Source organism: Roseibium sp. (genome assembly GCF_048261595.1).
GTDB lineage: Bacteria > Pseudomonadota > Alphaproteobacteria > Rhizobiales > Stappiaceae > Roseibium.
This window is the reverse complement of sequence record NZ_JBLXFW010000002.1, coordinates 500,915-517,532: the sequence shown is the minus strand read 5'-3', so window position 1 is coordinate 517,532 and position 16,618 is coordinate 500,915. Positions and strand designations below refer to the sequence as shown.

15 protein-coding genes are annotated in these 16,618 nt (G+C 59.2%); 4 read left to right on the top strand and 11 right to left on the bottom strand.

The window, feature by feature from the left end:
• Positions 1-134 precede the first annotated feature (134 nt).
• Complete coding sequence (locus ACN0SY_RS09715) at positions 135-914, top strand: IclR family transcriptional regulator (protein ID WP_417686753.1); 780 nt, start codon at positions 135-137, stop codon at positions 912-914.
• 34 nt (positions 915-948) lie between these two features.
• Here ACN0SY_RS09715 and ACN0SY_RS09710 read toward each other — a convergent pair whose 3' ends face one another.
• The 10 genes from ACN0SY_RS09710 to cofD form a co-directional block, all read right to left on the bottom strand.
• Positions 949-2,334 (bottom strand): mannose-1-phosphate guanylyltransferase/mannose-6-phosphate isomerase, encoded by a 1,386-nt coding sequence (locus ACN0SY_RS09710; protein WP_417686752.1) that lies wholly within the window; start codon positions 2,332-2,334, stop codon positions 949-951.
• Between the two features lie 130 nt (positions 2,335-2,464).
• The gene (locus tag ACN0SY_RS09705) at positions 2,465-3,301 is read right to left on the bottom strand and encodes a heme ABC transporter ATP-binding protein (protein WP_417686750.1); all 837 of its coding nucleotides are present in this window, start codon (positions 3,299-3,301) and stop codon (positions 2,465-2,467) included.
• Positions 3,301-4,440, bottom strand: coding sequence for a FecCD family ABC transporter permease (locus ACN0SY_RS09700; RefSeq protein WP_417686748.1), 1,140 nt, complete (start codon positions 4,438-4,440; stop codon positions 3,301-3,303). Before ACN0SY_RS09700 ends, ACN0SY_RS09705 begins: the two co-directional genes overlap by 1 nt.
• 7 nt (positions 4,441-4,447) lie before the next feature.
• Positions 4,448-5,317: a heme/hemin ABC transporter substrate-binding protein gene (locus tag ACN0SY_RS09695; RefSeq protein WP_417686746.1), complete on the bottom strand. Its 870-nt coding sequence runs from the start codon at positions 5,315-5,317 to the stop codon at positions 4,448-4,450.
• Complete coding sequence (locus tag ACN0SY_RS09690) at positions 5,314-6,393, bottom strand: hemin-degrading factor (protein ID WP_417686744.1); 1,080 nt, start codon at positions 6,391-6,393, stop codon at positions 5,314-5,316. The genes ACN0SY_RS09695 and ACN0SY_RS09690 overlap by 4 nt, the downstream gene beginning before the upstream one ends.
• A gap of 287 nt (positions 6,394-6,680) precedes the next feature.
• Positions 6,681-7,439, bottom strand: coding sequence for a coenzyme F420-0:L-glutamate ligase (gene cofE, locus ACN0SY_RS09685; protein ID WP_417686742.1), 759 nt, complete (start codon positions 7,437-7,439; stop codon positions 6,681-6,683).
• A 7-nt stretch (positions 7,440-7,446) separates the two neighbouring features.
• Complete coding sequence (gene fgd / locus ACN0SY_RS09680; protein WP_417686740.1) at positions 7,447-8,451, bottom strand: glucose-6-phosphate dehydrogenase (coenzyme-F420); 1,005 nt, start codon at positions 8,449-8,451, stop codon at positions 7,447-7,449.
• 34 nt (positions 8,452-8,485) lie between these two features.
• Complete coding sequence (gene cofH, locus ACN0SY_RS09675; protein WP_417686738.1) at positions 8,486-10,864, bottom strand: 5-amino-6-(D-ribitylamino)uracil--L-tyrosine 4-hydroxyphenyl transferase CofH; 2,379 nt, start codon at positions 10,862-10,864, stop codon at positions 8,486-8,488.
• On the bottom strand, positions 10,861-11,526 hold the full coding sequence (gene cofC / locus ACN0SY_RS09670) for a 2-phospho-L-lactate guanylyltransferase (protein WP_417686736.1): 666 nt from the start codon (positions 11,524-11,526) through the stop codon (positions 10,861-10,863). The genes cofH and cofC overlap by 4 nt, the downstream gene beginning before the upstream one ends.
• Before the next feature lies 1 nt (position 11,527).
• Positions 11,528-12,490, bottom strand: a complete 963-nt coding sequence (cofD, locus tag ACN0SY_RS09665; RefSeq protein WP_417686735.1) for a 2-phospho-L-lactate transferase — start codon at positions 12,488-12,490, stop codon at positions 11,528-11,530.
• A gap of 270 nt (positions 12,491-12,760) precedes the next feature.
• Between cofD and ACN0SY_RS09660 the strand changes: the two genes are divergently transcribed.
• Positions 12,761-13,771: a TIGR03842 family LLM class F420-dependent oxidoreductase gene (locus ACN0SY_RS09660; RefSeq protein WP_417686733.1), complete on the top strand. Its 1,011-nt coding sequence runs from the start codon at positions 12,761-12,763 to the stop codon at positions 13,769-13,771.
• Between the two features lie 88 nt (positions 13,772-13,859).
• On the opposite strand, the gene ACN0SY_RS09655 is transcribed toward ACN0SY_RS09660, so the two are convergent.
• Complete coding sequence (locus ACN0SY_RS09655; protein ID WP_417686731.1) at positions 13,860-14,522, bottom strand: TetR/AcrR family transcriptional regulator; 663 nt, start codon at positions 14,520-14,522, stop codon at positions 13,860-13,862.
• 114 nt (positions 14,523-14,636) lie between these two features.
• Here ACN0SY_RS09655 and ACN0SY_RS09650 point away from each other — a divergent pair, with 114 nt between their 5' ends.
• Both ACN0SY_RS09650 and ACN0SY_RS09645 read left to right on the top strand, forming a co-directional pair.
• Entirely contained in the window at positions 14,637-15,542 is a 906-nt protein-coding gene (locus ACN0SY_RS09650; protein ID WP_417686729.1) for a shikimate dehydrogenase, read from the top strand.
• A 20-nt stretch (positions 15,543-15,562) separates the two neighbouring features.
• Complete coding sequence (locus tag ACN0SY_RS09645) at positions 15,563-16,570, top strand: DctP family TRAP transporter solute-binding subunit (protein WP_417686727.1); 1,008 nt, start codon at positions 15,563-15,565, stop codon at positions 16,568-16,570.
• Positions 16,571-16,618 lie beyond the last annotated feature (48 nt).

The window sequence follows — 16,618 nt, the reverse complement described above, 5'->3', positions numbered from 1 at the left end:
AATCGATACCGAAATCAGGCTTGTTATTATGTTCCAAATAGTGGAACCTAGGTTCAATAAATGAAACTATGTTTGATCAGTCCGGTGACTGTCAACAGTCATGTCGCCAAATGCGCGTGACAAGGAAGAGAAGAATGGATCAGCAGGCTTCCGGAGACGGGACGGTGGGCAAAGCGCTGGATGTGCTCGACCGGGTCGCCGAAAAGGAACGCCCGGTTCGCTTCGCCGAACTTCTGTCAGAGAGTGATCATCCGAAGGCCACGCTATATCGACTGCTGCAGACGCTGGTGAGCCAGGGGATGCTCTCCTACCGGCCCGAAGATCAAACATACTCATTGGGTATGCGCCTGATGCGACTGGCGCACAAGGCTTGGCAGCGGAGCTCACTTGCTCCGATCGCCCGGCCGTTTGTCGACGAGTTGTCCCGGACAGTAGGTGAGACCATCCATCTCGCTCAACTGGATGGAGCGCAGGTTCTCTATGTCGACAAGCGGAACGCGGTGTCACCCGTCGAGATGTATTCGCAAGCAGGAAAGGTCGGCCCGAGTTACTGCACGGGCGTCGGCAAGGCGATGCTTGCATTTCTGCCCGAGCCCCAACTGACACACGCCATCGAGCAACAGTCGTTCTACGGCTACACCGAGCACACGTTGACGACGGAAGAGGACCTTAGGGTTGAGCTCGAAATCATCCGGGACAGTGGAATTGCCTTCGACAGGGAGGAGCATGAAACGGGCATCATCTGCATCGCGGCTCCCATTCTCTCCCGCAGCGGACGGCCGATGGGAGCGCTGTCAATCACCACGTCGACTAAGACCAAGTCTTTCCAGCATTTAAGAGAGCTGCAGCCGGTACTTACGGAAACCGCAGAGCGGATTTCAAAAGCTGCCGCCGATTGGCAGTTTCCCGGGTAGGTCTGTGCCTGCCCTGGGACACTTCGCCTAGGCCCTAGTCGTGGCGATGAACGTCGTCGTCGTCGAGATAAGTGCCGGACTGGACCTCGATCATGCGCACCGGGATCTTGCCGGGGTTAAACAGCTTGTGCTTTGCGCCGAGGGGAACATAAGCCGACTGGTTTTCCGTGAGCAGCTCGGCCTTGCCGTTGATGGTAATCTCGACCGTGCCGGAAACCACGACCCAATGCTCGGCACGATGAAGGTGACTCTGCAGGGTCAGGCCCTGTCCCGGTTTGATCATCATGGACTGGACTGCGAAGCGGTCGCCGCTGTTGATCCTCTCCGTCCAGCCCCACAGCTTGTAGGAACGGGGGTGGGCGTCGGCCTCCGTGCGGCCTTCCTTCTCCAATGCCTCGACGATTTTCTTCACGTCCTGCGCCTTGTCCTTGTGTGCCACAAGGACGCTGTCGCGCGTTGAGATGACAAGGACGTCGGACAGGCCGACCACCGAGACTAGGCCATCGTCGGCGTAGGCCAGGCAGTTCTCGGATCCGAGAAACTTCGTGTCGCCCAGACCACTGTTTCCGGCCTCGTCCTTTTCCAGAACGCTCCAGATGGCTGACCATGAGCCGAGGTCGTCCCACTCGGGCGCCATCGGAACACAGGAGATGTTGTCCGCGCGCTCCATGATAGCATAGTCGATCGAGATACTTTCGATCCTTGAAAAAGCTTCAGGGTCCAGGCGGGTGAAATCGAGATCCCTTGTCCGGGTGCCGAGCGCCGCGCGGATATCCTTCAGCAAGTCAGGCTGATAACGCTCAAATGCATCGATCATTGCGCGGGCGGAATAGAGGAAGATGCCAGCGTTCCAAACGTAATTGCCGGCCGCAAGGAATTCGACGGCTTTCTCAATGTCCGGTTTTTCGACGAAGGCTTCAACCTTGCGAACGGCGGCAGCTCCCTGATCGAGCCGGATGTAACCGTAACCGGTGTTGGGTTCGTTTGGGGTGATGCCGAAGGTGACGATCTGGCCTTCGCGGGCGGCGCTCGTTGCGGCCGTGACACTGGCAAGGAACACGTCTTCCTTTCCGATCAGGTGATCGGAGGGCAGGAGGAGAACCAGAGCCTGAGGGTCCTTTTCGGCGGCGAGCAAGGCAGCCATGGCGGCGGGAGCTGCTGTATTGCGTCCCATTGGCTCGAGGAGGATTGTATCGGCATTAACGCCGACCTCTGAGAGCTGTTCGCCCATGAGGAAACGATGGTCGTTGTTACCGATAATGATCGGCGCTGCAAAACCGTCACCTGAAACCCGTTTTACCGTTTTCTGGAACAGGCTCTCGCCGTTGAAGATCGGCAGAAACTGCTTCGGCCGGTCCTTGCGAGACAACGGCCAAAGGCGTGAGCCAATGCCTCCGGAAAGGATGCAGGGAAATATCATTACGGCAATGTCCGTCTGCTAATGTTTGCAATGGTCATACTAGCAGTACGAACGCAGATAAAGGTAAAGCTGAGGTATGCTTGTCGCCCAGATCAGCTTCTCCGTGATGCCGCACTCATAGGGGGCGCGGCTATGATGCCAGAACCACCGGGGCGTCATGGCCATCGATCCGTGCGACGCGGATGTCATAGTCGTAAGCGGCCGACAGGATTTCATCCCGGTATACGTCTTCTACGGACCCATGGGCAAGGATCTTGCCCCTGCGAAGCACCGTAACCGTATCGGCGTAGGCTCCGGTCAGGTTCAGGTCATGCATGATGGCGAGCACGCCGCCACCGCGTCTGGCGAAGCCGCGGGCAACGTCCATGATCTGCATCTGATGCTTGATGTCGAGGCTCGAGACTGGTTCATCAAGAAACAGCCAGCGTGGAGTTCCATGAGCGGCAACAGGTTCCCAGACCTGGCACAGAACCCGTGCAAGCTGCACTCGCTGCTGTTCTCCGCCCGAGAGGGTCTGATATGTTCTCGTCTCGAAACCTTTCAGATCCACAAGACACAGCGCGTCAAGAATGCGTTGATGCCGGTCCGCCTGAGACAGTGTTCCAGCATGTTTCAGGATACCCAGATTGACGACCTCGGCGACGGTCAGAGGAAATGACAGCGCTGAATGTTGCGGCAGGACACCTCGAATATTTGCAAGCGTTCGGGTGGAGCTTTCGGCGATGCCGTGTCCGGCAAGCGTGATGCTCCCGGCGTAGCGCAATTCGCCGCTGATGGCCTTGAGCAGCGTACTTTTCCCCGATCCGTTCGGGCCAATGATTGTATGGACCTTTCCCGCCTCGGCGCTCAGCTTGACCCCGTCAACGATAAGCGTCTTGCCGTATGCGATGCCTACGCCCTCGATGCTCAGGTGGCTCCGGTTCGCAGCCTCTCGAAGGTTTTCTTGATTGGTGAACGGGCTGGTCATCACATCCCCATCATTCCGCGTTTTTTTAGAAGCAACCACAGGAAGAAAGGCGCACCGAGCAAAGCCGTCAGAATTCCGATCGGAAGCTCCGCAGGGGCAACGATCGTCCGACTGATTGCGTCGGTCACAATCAGCAGGCTGGCGCCGAGAAGCGCAGACGCTGGTAGCAGGTAGCGGTGATCAGGGCCGATCACCAGACGCAGCAGATGGGGGACGACAATTCCGACGAAGCCGATGCCGCCACTGACTGCCACGGATGCACCCGTCGAGGCTGCGACCATGACGATGCAGATATTTTTCAGGCGTTGGATCCGAATGCCGATGTGACCGGCTGCAGCTTCTCCGAGCATCAGTCCGTTCAGCCCGTCTGCGAAGAGGCGCATGAAGATCAACGTCAGGCCGATGATCGGACCGGCGGAAAGGATCTTGGTCCATGTGGCGCCGGCCAGTGATCCCAGACCCCAGAAGGTCAGGTCGCGGAGCTGCTGGTCGTCCGCCATATAGACAAGAATTCCTGTGAAGGCGCCCGCGAGCGCGCCCAGGGCGATACCGGCAAGGAGCAAGGTTGCCACGGACGTGACGCCGCTGCTCGTGCCAATGCGATAGAGGAGCCAGGTTGTGGTGAGACCGCCGCCGAAAGCTGCGAGGGGCAAGGCATATATGCCGAAAAATGCGACAACCGGCGCAAGGATGGTGCCCCCCAATACGATCATGCCTACTGCGCCGAGACCAGCCCCGGAAGACACGCCAACAATCCCCGGATCTGCAAGCGGATTGCGAAAGAGCCCCTGCATGACTGCTCCTGACACCGCCAGTGACGCACCGACCAAAGCCCCGAGGAGAATGCGGGGCAGGCGGATCTGCGACAGGACGATCCAGTCGCGTAGCGATACAGCGTCCGGCCTCCCGGTCCCGCCGCCGGCAATGTGGCTGGCATAGGAGATCAGGAAATCGGCAACCGATATGCCGATCGGGCCAGTCGCCAGGCTGCCGAACATCACAAGGATCAAGGTGACGCACAGTATGCCGATCAGCCATCTTGCCCTCAGGCTGCGAAGGCCGGACTGAGCCGGCACCAACCCGGTCTTGGAACGGACTTTCGCGAGTAACGGGAACGGCTGGGCCGAAACGTCTGTCATCTTGCGCCTAGCCCTTGATCGCAGAAAGCTTTTCCGAGAGCTCGAGGATCGCGTCGGCAGTCCTTGGGCCAAATCCCAGCAGATAACTGCCGGGCATCTTTATGATACGGTTGTTCTGACCGGCAGGTGTCGACGCAAGCGCTGGGTTGGCGAAGACATCAGTATCGCCGTGATTGGCGCCATTGCTCATCATCAGAACGACATCGGGAGCCGCCTGCATGATCGCTTCGTCGGTCAGCTGCTTGTAACCCTCGAATTCCGGGGTCGCATTCTTCGCCCCGGCGAGCGCAATGATGTTCGAAGCAGCGGTTCCCGAACCCGAAGCAAGAACACGCCCGCCATTGTTCGACAAAACGAACAGAACTTTTATGCCGTCTGCCTGACCGAGACTCTTCTCATGCGCCTTGTTCAAGGATGTTCGGAGATCGTCGGAGAAACGCTTGGCTTTCTCAGGAACACCGAGAGCATCGCCGACAATGCGAACCTTTTCCAGAATCCCCTCCGGGGAATAGGCTTCGGGGACAGTTATGATCCGCAGACCTGATTTCTGCAAAAGGTCGACCGTTTCAGGAGGGCCGCTGCCTTCCAGCATGAGCAGAAGGTCCGGCGAAACGGAAAGCACGCCCTCCGGCGCGAGCCGCCTGATATAGCCGACATCCGGCAAGTCGCTTGTCTCGGTTGGATAGGTGCTGGTGCTGTCACGCGCAACCAGCCGCTCTTTCTCACCCAGTGCATATACGATCTCTGTGATCGACCCACCTACGGAGACAATGCGACTTGCTGGTTCGTCGGCGAGTGTTGGCGCCGCGGTGAAGACAAAGGCACCGAGCAGCGATGCGAGGCGCGAGGTTCGGGAAAGCAGCGTGCGTACGTTCATTCTGCTGCTCCCAATGCCGAAACAGGCTGGATCTGGGGCAACTTTTCAACGAGTTCACGCCAGTCGCTGCGCTCGGTCGATCCTTCCTTGCGGACCCCGAAGAACTGGATGATCTGGTTGCCGTCCTTGTCATAGGCCTCGACAGAGGTGACGTGCTCAATGTCCGCGGGTTTGCGAACCGCCCAGACTTCGGCGATCTGGTCCATGCGGAGGTGTAAATGGAAGGTCGGATCCATGACGTTGATCCACGGACCCTTCTCCATGATCTTACTGATCGGACCGGAATGGATCTGGATGCAGCCCTTGTTCCCGACAAAGCACATGATCGGCAGGCCTTCGCTTGCGGCGATCCGCAAAAGCGAAACTGCTGCGTCCTTGTCCAGCTGCCACGCCCAACGGGTTCCGATGACCTCAAACGCGCTCAGGCGGTGCAGGTCCAGATCCTTGAGCATTCCGTGGAACTGATGGGGATCGGTCATGGCTTCCCAGCGTTCCTTTAGGGTCGTCACGATTTCGGCCGTCGCAGTCGCGCGAGGCTCGGTGGGTTCCTCCTGCTCTTTGACGCTAAGCCCTTCTTGCTGGTCGTCCAAAAGGAGAGCTTCCACGAGCTCGTCCCAGGCCGCGAGATCCGTCTCCGGACGTGTGTGCACCTTGAAGACGGCCTCACCGTCGGCGCCGAAAAACTGCAGTGACTGGCGCAGTGTGCCGCCGTCGGTCTTGCGAACCTCGAAGCCATGGACCCAGGCGGATCGGAACATCCGGGTGTCGATATTCTCGCCGAGCATCAGCGCGGCTCGTTTGCCGTTGACGAACTTCTCGAACAGGCCAATCTTTTCGTGGACAGCGCTCTCGTTTCTCGTCAGCGCCATGACCTCCCCGACCTTCTGAAGACCCGGGAAGATCACATCGAAGTCCGTGGAGATGCGGCGTACGTTCTGGCCGACATAGGCTGCCGTGAATTCAGCTTCCGAGATTCCAATTGAACGGGCGAAGTCGCGCTCACGCAGATTCGGATGCTGCTCACGCAGGTTGCGGATTTGGTCCGCACGGTATCGCGGGGAATTGGTTTCGGTCATGAACCGCCTCACTCGATTTCAAGAAATTTGGGGTCAAGCACCGGTGTTTGGTGCAGCGCTCTTGGCTGGTCGGAGGCGGCGGATGCCGGCAAAAGCTCGGCATGCGCTCCGGGATGCTGCGGAACGGAGCATCGTATGGCTATAACTTGACTATTATATTCATAAAATAAAACGGTCAATACATGAGTATAATATTCATGTATTTAGCGGGCTTTCGTGATTCCGACCGGTGCCGACTGGTGGAATGAGCCGTCGTCATGACGACCTTGCCACTCTCTGGCACTTTGTCAGCGGAACAGGTCTTCCTCGATGGGGCGCACGAGGTCCGACGCCGGTGAGTCTCCGGTGGCCGGGAGACCCCGTAGCAGGACGGCGGGCCGCCCTTCGGCAGCTTGCCCCATCAACAGGGAGGCGGCTGACGCGATTTCGTCGGCATGGCCAATGGTCGAAACCTTCAGCTCTCGACCGAAGAGATCGCGCTCGCCGCGAATGTCCATGTAGCTGGTAAGACCGGCCGCTCCGATTGCAACGCCAGTGGTACCGTTTCTGAATGGGCGGCCAAAGCTGTCCGCTATGACGACGGCCGGAGCTGTGCCGGTCTGGCGCTCGATCTCCTGCCGCAACAACCGCGCCGACCTGTCCGGGTCCAGCGGAAGCAGCAGAAGCTGACCGTCTTCCCCTCCTTCGACGTTCGATTGGTCGATCCCGGCTTGTGCCATGACCCACCCGCGTTTGTGGCGGACAATCAGAACGCCCTTGCGTTTTCGCACGACGTCCGTGCTCTCGTCGAGGATCGCCTGAACGAGCCTCGGGTCCTTGTCCGTTTCTTTTGCAAGCGCAATCGCCTCGTCTGATGGGTCGATGCTCGCGAGATCGCGCAGCCGGCCCTCCGACTTTGAAACGATCTTCTGCGCCAGTACCAGTACATCTCCTGGCCGGAATGCAAGATCTTGCGCGGCCATCGCATCAAGGGTCAGGCGGGCGAGGTCATCGCCCGGTTTGACCATGGGAAAGCCATCAAGGGAAACGAGGGAAAGACTTGGCATTTTTTGGTCAGCCGAAAGCCTTGCGCAGCCGAGGCATCACTTCCTTGGAGAACTGGGTCAGGAAACGCGCCTGGTCCGGGCCGGGAGCGTGGAAGACCAGGTGCTTGAAACCGAGCTCGGCGTAGGGGCGAACCTTTTCCACCACCTCTTCCGGATCGGACGTGACGATCCAGCGACTTGCGGTTTGGTCCGATGACAGGCTGTCCGCCAGCTTTTCCATCTCGAGCGGGTCCTCAACCGTCATTTTCTGTTCTGGAGTGAGTGCAAGTGCGCCCCAGAAACGGGTGTCTTCCTTCGCCCGGGAAACATCGGTGTCGAAGGAAAGCTTAATCTCGATCATCCGGTCGACATCGCTGGCGGTGCGCCCCTGCTGGGTCAGTCCGTCCTCGAGATTGGGGATGAGGGTTTCATTGTAAAGGCTCGGGGCTTTGCCCGACGTACAGATGAAGCCATCGCCGAAACGGCCGGCGTATTTTGCGATCATCGGACCGGCTGCTGCGACGTAGATCGGAACCGGCTGCTCCGGACGGTCATAGATGGTCGCGCTTTCCGTCTTGTAGTAGTCGCCCTCGAAGGTGACCCGATCTTCCGTCCAAAGCTTGCGCATCAGACGTACGGCCTCCCGCAGGCGGGCGAAGCGTTCCTTGCGCTCCGGCCACTCGCATCCTGTTGCAGGAACTTCGTTCAATCCCTCGCCCGTGCCGATTCCGAGGATGACGCGTCCGGGGAACATCGATCCCAGTGTGCCAAAAGCCTGTGCAATCATGGAGGGGTGATGGCGGAAGGTTGGGGTCAGGACTGAGGTGCCTAGGACGATCTTGCTGGTGCGGGCGCCGACGGCCCCAAGCCACACCAGAGCATGTGGTGCGTGACCACCCGTATGGCGCCAGGGCTGGAAATGGTCGGAAATGAACGCGCTGTCGAAGCCGAGCTCTTCAGCAGTGACGGTGAAATCCATCAGGTCGCCGGGCGTGAACTGTTCGGCCGAGGCCTTGTATCCGATGCGCAGCATTTTGATTCCTCTGGTTGGGAAGATCTGTTTCGGGTCAGGCGTCTTGCGGCTGGCGCCGCCTGCGGCTGACGAATGGCGTGTTGATCATCGCTTCCAGCGGCGCTGCCTGCAGGGCGCGCTGTCGGCGTTCTTCGGGAACCGGGGCATATAGGGTCGATCTCTGGCGCGGGACACGGCCGAGGGAGCGAATGAGGTCCTCCATTTGCCAGGGGGCGAATTCCTGGCCGTGGACCGCTCCCGCGGCTCGAGTGATGCTTTCGTTCATCAGCGTTCCGCCGAGATCGTCTGCACCAGCGTTCAGGCAGGCCGCGGCACCTTCCGGCCCCATCTTCACCCACGATGTCTGGATGTGGTCGATGACGCCGTGCAGGGCGATGCGCGCAACGGCATGCATCAGAACTGCTTCGCGCCAGGTCGGGCCTTTTCGCGACTTGCCCCTCAGATACATCGGAGCTTCAAGAGCGACGAAGGGCAGGGGAACGAATTCCGTGAAGCCGCCGAAGTCGAGTTGATGGCGGCGCAGCCGCATCAGATGACGGGCCCAGTGCTTCGGGCTTTCGACGTGGCCGTACATGATGGTTGCGGTACTTTTCAGGCCGATCGAATGCGCGGCGCGCATCACCTCGAACCACTGGTCCGTCGTGATCTTGTCCGGAGCAATGATCTCCCGGATCTCGTCGTCGAGGATTTCCGCAGCCGTGCCCGGCAACGATGACAGTCCGGCGTCCTTCAACTGGAGAAGATACTCGGTGAGCGGCAGGCCAAGCGTCGCCGCACCCTGCCAGATCTCCAGAGGCGAGAACGCATGGACATGTATACCCGGTGCGGCCTGTTTCGCATGACGTAAGAGCTTCAGATAGGTTTCGCCGGTGTAGCCGGGATGAATGCCGCCCTGAAGGCAGATCTCGGTGCCGCCGCGGGCCCAGGCTTCGGCGACACGGCGTGAGAACTCCGTCATGTCGAGATCGTAGGCCGGACCGCGCAACGCTTCGTGGGTCTTGCCCTTCGAGAAGGCGCAGAACGTGCAGCCATAGGTGCAGACGTTCGTGTAGTTGATGTTGCGAGTGACGACATAGTGGACCGTGTCGCCATTCGATTTCTGCCTGAGCGCGTCAGCATGCTCGCAGACCGCGTGAAAGCTGTTGCCCCGAGCGGTGAAGAGTATCGAGATCTCCTCCTCGGCCAGCTCCGTGCCGGCAGGTTTCGCGAGGATTGCGGATATGGTCGGATCGACGCGCCCACTCCGCCGGATCAGTGGTGCCTTTTCCAGAGAGCCCGGCGTCCATGTGCCCTCGAAGGCTAGACCTGACGCGTCCGATGCCCGAAGGACCGATTTCATCATTTGCGTGGCGATCCAAGGCCCATCGGCCTTGAGATATCGCGGATACACGGTCAGGCGTGGCGCGAGCGTCTTTCCTTCGCTGGCCGTGATCACCGCCAGCTTGTCCAGGGACGGCCATGGAGCCTCCGGATTGATATGGTCGATCGTGACCGGGGATATGCCGCCCCAGTCATTGATACCTGCCTCGATCAGTTCGGCACCCGTTCCGGCCGCTAGATTCGGGGGTGCCTGCAGGCTGATCTCCGGCGGCAGCAACAGGCGGGCTGCTGCAATCGTCCATTGATGTTCGAAAGGATCTGCCGGCGGGCAGTTTCGCATCTTGGTGTCGGGCTTGGGCAGGAAATTCTGGATGATGACTTCCTGCACGTGGCCGTGCCGAATGTGGCTGTCGCGGATTGCCAGCAATGCTTCGAGGCGTTCCTCGCGGGTTTCCCCGATGCCGATCAACAGGCCGGTGGTGAAGGGAACATTCGCCTGCCCCGCGGCTTCAAGAGCTGCGAGCCGGACGGTTGGATCCTTGTCAGGGCTGCCGAAATGAGGACCGCCGCGAGCCGACAAGCGCTCCGACGTTGTCTCCAGCATCATGCCCATGGAAGCCGAGACCGGTTTTAGCTGCTCGAACTCCGCTCGCGTCAGCGTGCCGGGATTGAGATGCGGAAGAAGCGATGTCTCGTCCCGCACCAGCTGCGCGACATGGGCGAGATAGTCGAGGGTCGTTGAAAAGCCAAGTTCGGCGAGGGCCTCACGGGCCGCTTCGTACCGAAGTTCCGGCTTTTCCCCGAGTGTGAACAGCGCTTCGTGGCAGCCGGCGTGCTCGCCCTTCCTGGCGATGTCGAGGACCTCATCCGGTGTCAAAAACACCTTCTGGCCACGGCGGACGGGCTTGGCAAAGGTGCAGTAGTGGCAAACGTCTCGGCAGGCCTTGGTCAGTGGAATGAAGACCTTTGGCGAGTAGGTAATGAGAGAGCCGAAGGCAGCATCACGTCGTGCTCTTGCTTCGCCCATCAGGTCGACAAGGGAGGAGGTCTCTAGATGGCGCAGGAGGTTCCGGTCGCTCGTTGTCTCAGTCATGAAACCTCCTTGAGCGACAGAACGTCCGGTGCACTGAAAGCCCGCAGGAACATCGAGGTCTCAGGGCCCGGTCCTATTGCGGTGATGCGATCCAGGTCCCCCGGAGTGTCGAGATCCGCGGCGATTGCCGGAAGAGACAAACAAAGAAGCTCAATTCCGAGCGTGTCAGCCCCTTCGCGGTGACGGGAGAAACTTCCCACGCCGTAGCTGAATGGCAGCGCTTCGTCTGCCGGTATCAGAAGCGCATTGGTCCCGTCGCCGTCGTGTGCCGGAACGATGACGGCGTCCCGCGTGCTCAAACCTTGTTCGAAAACTGCCTCGATGTCCTGTTTGCGGATACAGGGGATGTCTGCCGGCAGAACCAGTATACGGCTTGCTCCCAGGCTCCTGACAAAGCTTCGGCCGTGCTCCAGAGCTGCGTTGAGGCCCAGTCCAATATCGGGAATGACCTGAGCGCCGAGAGTGGATGCGAGTTCGGAAATTTGCGGCTCTGATGAGACCAGGGCGATCCGTTCGATATGCTTGGACGCGGTAACGACCCGAAGACAATCCAGCAGCATGGCTTTGGCGAGGTCAGCCCTTTGGCCTTCGGACAGCAAACCCGAAAGGCGGGTCTTGGCGTGACTGAACTGTTTGACGGGGATGAGCGCCCAATTGGTCATGTCAACGCCTCGCCAGTTCGTCGGCGAAATCGAGGGCGGCACGGGCCAAACGTCGTTTTGCGGGCAGATCCACCATCATTGTATCGGCCGTCGTCACGGCAAGGTCCGGAAGTCGCCGGGTGAAGTCCGGCAGCTGGTCGCTGTCGCGTTCGTCAATGATGTAGCCGTCGAATATGTCGGCATGAAGTTCAGCTGCCGAAGTCGCCGTTACCGGGACATCGAAACCTCGCATCATTTCTGCGGTTGGTCCCTTGATAGCTGCCCCACCGACAACCGGAGTCACGCCGACCACGGGGGCAGGGCAATCGATCAAGGCTTGTTGCAAGCCGGGAACTGCCAACACCGGCGCAATGGAGAGATAGGGATTCGACGGACAGATGATGACGGCGGCGAGATCAGGGTCGAATAGTGCGGCGCGCACTTCGCCCGACATTTCGGCGGTCTCGGCACCGCGAAAGCGGACATCGCGGACCTCAGGCTTCGTCTTGTGAGCGACAAACCAGTCGTGGAAGTCGTAATCGCCATCGGTGCAGCGCAATTGTGTGCTGACAGGCTGATCGCACATGGGAAGCAGCGTCGAGGCAATGCCGAATGCTCGGGCAAAATCCCTTGTGATATCGGTCAGCCGATCCCCACGGGCCAGGCGGGCGGTACGAAGCAGGTTTAGGCCGAGATCCTTGTCGCCGAGATTGAACCAGACGTCTTCGCCAAGTTCTCGCAGGGCGTTCATCGCGTTCCAGGTTTCCCCGGACCGGCCCCATCCGCGGTCAAGGTCGGCACGGCCAGACAGGGTGTACAGCTGCGTATCGATATCCGGTGTCACAAAGAGGCCGTAGTGCCAGGAGTCATCACCTGTGTTGATGATCACGGTCAGGTCCGAAGCGTCCATTTCCGCCGCGAGCCCTTGAGAGAGCTTTGCGCCTCCGACGCCGCCGGAAACAGCAATTACCTTTTTCCTGCTCACGCCCGAAACCTACCTGAAGCTGACGCCCGGCAAGGGTTTGCGGGCGCGGTTTGTGTCGTACGAGCCGTGGTTCCTGATGCGAAAATCGGCCGATGACGAAATTACCATTTGAGAATTGCCTTAATTTTAGCTGTGATCAAGGAGTTGGCAAAAAAATTTTATCAATTGGTCAAAAATAGTTGACGGCGAGGGCTGCAGGCGGGAACATTTTGATCAGAACAAACCCGCGCAGGGTGCGGTGCCGAGCGCGAAACCGAGGGGAATGCCGCGATGGAATTTGGAATCTGTTTCAAGGGCTTTGTCGAGGCGGATCGCGCGAAGGCCCTGGTCCGGCAAGCGGAAAATGCCGGCTTCACCTATTGCTGGTTCTACGACAGTCATATCCTTTGGCGGGACAGTTATGTCGCCATGGCCATGTGCATGGAGCATACGAAGCACATGCGCTTCGGCCCATGCGTGACCAATCCGAACAGCCGCGACTGGTCGGTGGCCGCCAGCCTGTTTGGGTCACTGGCCAAGCAGTCCGGTGACCGGTTCGATATTGGCATTGGTCGCGGCGACAGTGCCGTTCGTGTCATGGGCAAGAAACCCGCCACACTTGCCCGAGTCGAGGAATTTACCGAAGTCCTGCGCAAGCTGATCAAGGGTGAGGAAGCGCAATATGGCGACTGTCCGGAGCCGGTTCAGTTCCCATGGGCGGTCGGGCACGAGCCACCCATGTGGATTGCGGCCTACGGTCCGAAGGCGCTGGCGACCGCCGGACGCGTCGGCGATGGCTTGATCCTGCAGATCGCGGATCCTGCCATCTGTAAATGGTTAGGCGACACAGCCAAGAAGGCTGGCGAAGAGGCTGGCCGCGACATGTCTAACTACCGTATCATGGCAGCTGCCCCGGCATTTACCGGCGACATTGAGCGCGCGCGCGAGAAGGTGAAGTGGTTCCCGGCGATGGTCGGCAATCATGTCGCCGACATTGTCGAGAAATACGGTGCAGACACGGCCGAGATGCCGGCCGCGCTCCTGTCCTACATCGAGAAGCGCCGCGGCTATGATTATTCCAAGCATGGCCAGAGCGACAATCCGTTCCTCGATTTCATTACTGATGAGATCGTCGACTCGTTTGCGGTTCTTGGAACGCCGGAACAGCATGTCGCAAAGCTGAAGGAACTCGAGAAGGCGGGCGTCACCCAGTTCAATATCTACCTCGACAGCGGTGATGAAGAGAAGATCATTGCCGACTATGCGGAGCAGGTGATCCCGGGATTTAGGGCAGCGTCCTGAGTTCTGTTGAACCAAATAGATCGTGCTTCAAATGAATGGCCGGGACATCCGACGATGTCCCGGCCATTCATTCCTGGGCAGCCAACTGTCACGCGCAGACGAATTTCAGCACTGCCTCACTGGCGTCCTGCTTCAGGATCTCCTGTCCTTCTTCCGTATGAAGATCCCCCCCGAACAGAATCGAAAAAGTTGCCGCGTTGGATACGTTGAAGAAGCTGATCGCTGAGATCAGCCAATGGATCCGCATTGGGCTGATCCCTTCACGGAATGCGCCTTCTCGGACGCCGCGCTCATAGATTTCCTCGATATTGGCAATGGCTGCCTTGTTCAGGTTCTTGATTGTCTCTGACTGCTCAAGATACTTGCCGTGATGGATATTCTCGATCATCACAAGTCGAATGAAATCCGGGTTCTTCCGATGGTGGTCAAAAGTGAAAGCGGCAAGCCGTGACATGGCCTCCCTTGGAGGAAGGTGAGCGAGCTTGAGATCGTCCTCGCCTTTTCGGACCTGCCGGTAAGCCGCCTCCAATGCTGCCTGGTACAGCCCCTCCTTGCCGTTGAAATAATAGTAGATCATCCGCTTGGACGTGCGTGTCTTGGCGGCGATCTCGTCCATACGCGCCCCGGACAGGCCGTTCTGGGAAAACTCTTCGAGCGCAACGGTGAGGATATCCGCGCGGACACCTTCCGGGTCTTGCTTCCAGCGTGTCTTTGCCGAAGCATTTAATCTTTCCGCGCTTTCTGCTGCCATTCGACGGCCACTCCCTCCGTAACAGGATGCCCTGATTAGCAAATTTCACCCGCTAGTACAAAGTGATTGACTTAATTAACTAGATAGTACAATTTCTCGCTCAACGAAAACGAAATGAGTTGGGGGGGGTCCGGTTTGGGCGGCTCAAGGGACGCGCTACTGGCAGGTCTGGTCGGCAAGGGAATTCAAAAGTCCCGCACGCCGGAAATGCACATGGCCGAAGCGGAAGCGCAGGGGATGCGTGCGATCTACACATTGATCGATGCGGAAGCGTTTGAGTCCGCCGTGCCCGATCTTGGCGATCTGGTGCGTGCCGCAGAGCTGGCCGGCTTCAACGGACTGAACATCACCTATCCATACAAGATCGAGATCCTGCCGCTTCTGGACGAGTTGTCCGACAATGCCCGTGCTGTTGGATCGGTGAACACGGTCGTGTTTCGCGATGGCAAAAGGTTCGGCCACAACACGGATCTCTGGGGGTTCGCGGAAGGGTTTCGCCGGGGAATGGATGGAGTTGCAAAAGGCAATGTTCTTTTGATCGGAGCTGGTGGGGCAGGTGTCGCGGTCGCGCATGCTCTCGCCGACTGTGGCGTCCTTCACCTCAAGATTTTTGACTCCGACACGCAGCGGGCGCAGGCTCTTGCAGACCAAGTGCAAGCCAATCGCGCCGGAGTGACGGCGGTCGCAGTTTCGGCAATTGGCGACGCGGTCGCCAAGGACCTCGATGGCGTTGTCAACGCGACCCCTGTCGGTATGGCAAAGTCTCCCGGGACCCCGTTCCCGGCAGAGTTGCTGAGGCCAGAAATGTGGGTGGCCGACATCGTCTATTTCCCGCTCGAGACACAATTCCTGGCGAACGCGCGGGCCATTGGATGTCGCGTTTTGCCCGGCTCCGGAATGGCCTTGTTCCAGGCCGTCCGAGCTTTTGAGCTCTTTACCGGTCGTCCAGCCGATCCGGTACGGATGAAGGCAACCTTCGATGCCTTCGACACACCTTCGCAAAATACCGCGAAAGCCTGACTTTGTTTGGGAGGACTAAAATGAAACTGACACTTGCAAAAATCGCTGCCGGCGCGCTGCTGTCCGTCGGCCTGGCCACCGCTGCACATGCGCAGACCATCCGTGTAGCCCACGTGGATCCCGATGAGTGGACCGCTTCGAAGAAGGGTGCTGCTGCACACATCTTCAAGAATATCGTGGAAGGCGAAACCGACCTGACGGTCGAGCTGTTCCCGGCCGGTGCTCTTGGCAACGAAGACGAGCTGATTGCCCAGGCACAGGACAATGTCACCCAGGTCGTTCTGGTGTCCGGTGCAATGTCCAAAGTCTGCTCTGCGGCCTCCGTCCTGGACATTCCCTATACCTTCTCGTCCGCGACCATCGCGTGGGACGTCCTTGACGGTGAGTTCGGTTCTGCCCTCAGCGCACATTGCCTGGAGCAGACCGGCCTTCGCACCCTCGCCTATGGCGAGACCGGGTTCCGTAACTTCACGAACAACACGCGCGAAATCCGCAAGCCGGAAGACATGGAAGGCTTGAAGTTCCGCGTTCAGCCGATCCCGCTGTACCTGGAGCTGGTCAATGGTCTTGGCGGTGAGCCGACCCCGATTGCATGGACCGAACTGCCGAATGCTCTGTCGACAGGTGTCGTTGACGGCCAGGAAAACCCGGTCGGCGTGATCTACAACAACGGCCTGCACAAGCTGCAGAAGTACATGACCCTCGATGGTCACGTTTATGCCGCCGACTTCATCCTGATCTCGGATGAGTTCTTCCAGTCGCTGTCTCCGGCCGAACAGGCTGTCGTCCAGCGCGCTGCCCGGATTGCCGGCAACATGGGCCGTTCGATCCAGCAGTGGAGCACCGCTGAAGGCGTGAACAAGGTTCAGGAAGAAGGCATGCAGGTCTATTCCCCGACCGCCGAGGAAATCTCGGCCTTCGCAGCCAAGGCTCAGCCGGCCGTCATCGAATACCTGCGTGGTGAACTGGGTGACGATGCGGAGTGGATCGATCGCCTGCAGGCAGCCGTCGCTAACGCCAGCCAGTAAGGCAGGTTAATATCGCGGGTCCGGGCAGTCATGCCCGGGCCTCTTTTT

Excerpts from the sequence above, each read along its gene's own strand:
- ACN0SY_RS09715 (WP_417686753.1), top strand. The coding sequence starts at position 135 with ATGGATCAGCAGGCTTCCGGAGACGGGACGGTGGGCAAAGCGCTGGAT.
- ACN0SY_RS09710 (WP_417686752.1), bottom strand. The coding sequence starts at position 2,334 with ATGATATTTCCCTGCATCCTTTCCGGAGGCATTGGCTCACGCCTTTGG.
- ACN0SY_RS09705 (WP_417686750.1), bottom strand. The coding sequence starts at position 3,301 with ATGACCAGCCCGTTCACCAATCAAGAAAACCTTCGAGAGGCTGCGAAC.
- ACN0SY_RS09700 (WP_417686748.1), bottom strand. The coding sequence starts at position 4,440 with ATGACAGACGTTTCGGCCCAGCCGTTCCCGTTACTCGCGAAAGTCCGT.
- ACN0SY_RS09695 (WP_417686746.1), bottom strand. The coding sequence starts at position 5,317 with ATGAACGTACGCACGCTGCTTTCCCGAACCTCGCGCCTCGCATCGCTG.
- ACN0SY_RS09690 (WP_417686744.1), bottom strand. The coding sequence starts at position 6,393 with ATGACCGAAACCAATTCCCCGCGATACCGTGCGGACCAAATCCGCAAC.
- cofE (WP_417686742.1), bottom strand. The coding sequence starts at position 7,439 with ATGCCAAGTCTTTCCCTCGTTTCCCTTGATGGCTTTCCCATGGTCAAA.
- fgd (WP_417686740.1), bottom strand. The coding sequence starts at position 8,451 with ATGCTGCGCATCGGATACAAGGCCTCGGCCGAACAGTTCACGCCCGGC.
- cofH (WP_417686738.1), bottom strand. The coding sequence starts at position 10,864 with ATGACTGAGACAACGAGCGACCGGAACCTCCTGCGCCATCTAGAGACC.
- cofC (WP_417686736.1), bottom strand. The coding sequence starts at position 11,526 with ATGACCAATTGGGCGCTCATCCCCGTCAAACAGTTCAGTCACGCCAAG.
- ACN0SY_RS09660 (WP_417686733.1), top strand. The coding sequence starts at position 12,761 with ATGGAATTTGGAATCTGTTTCAAGGGCTTTGTCGAGGCGGATCGCGCG.
- ACN0SY_RS09655 (WP_417686731.1), bottom strand. The coding sequence starts at position 14,522 with ATGGCAGCAGAAAGCGCGGAAAGATTAAATGCTTCGGCAAAGACACGC.
- ACN0SY_RS09650 (WP_417686729.1), top strand. The coding sequence starts at position 14,637 with ATGAGTTGGGGGGGGTCCGGTTTGGGCGGCTCAAGGGACGCGCTACTG.
- ACN0SY_RS09645 (WP_417686727.1), top strand. The coding sequence starts at position 15,563 with ATGAAACTGACACTTGCAAAAATCGCTGCCGGCGCGCTGCTGTCCGTC.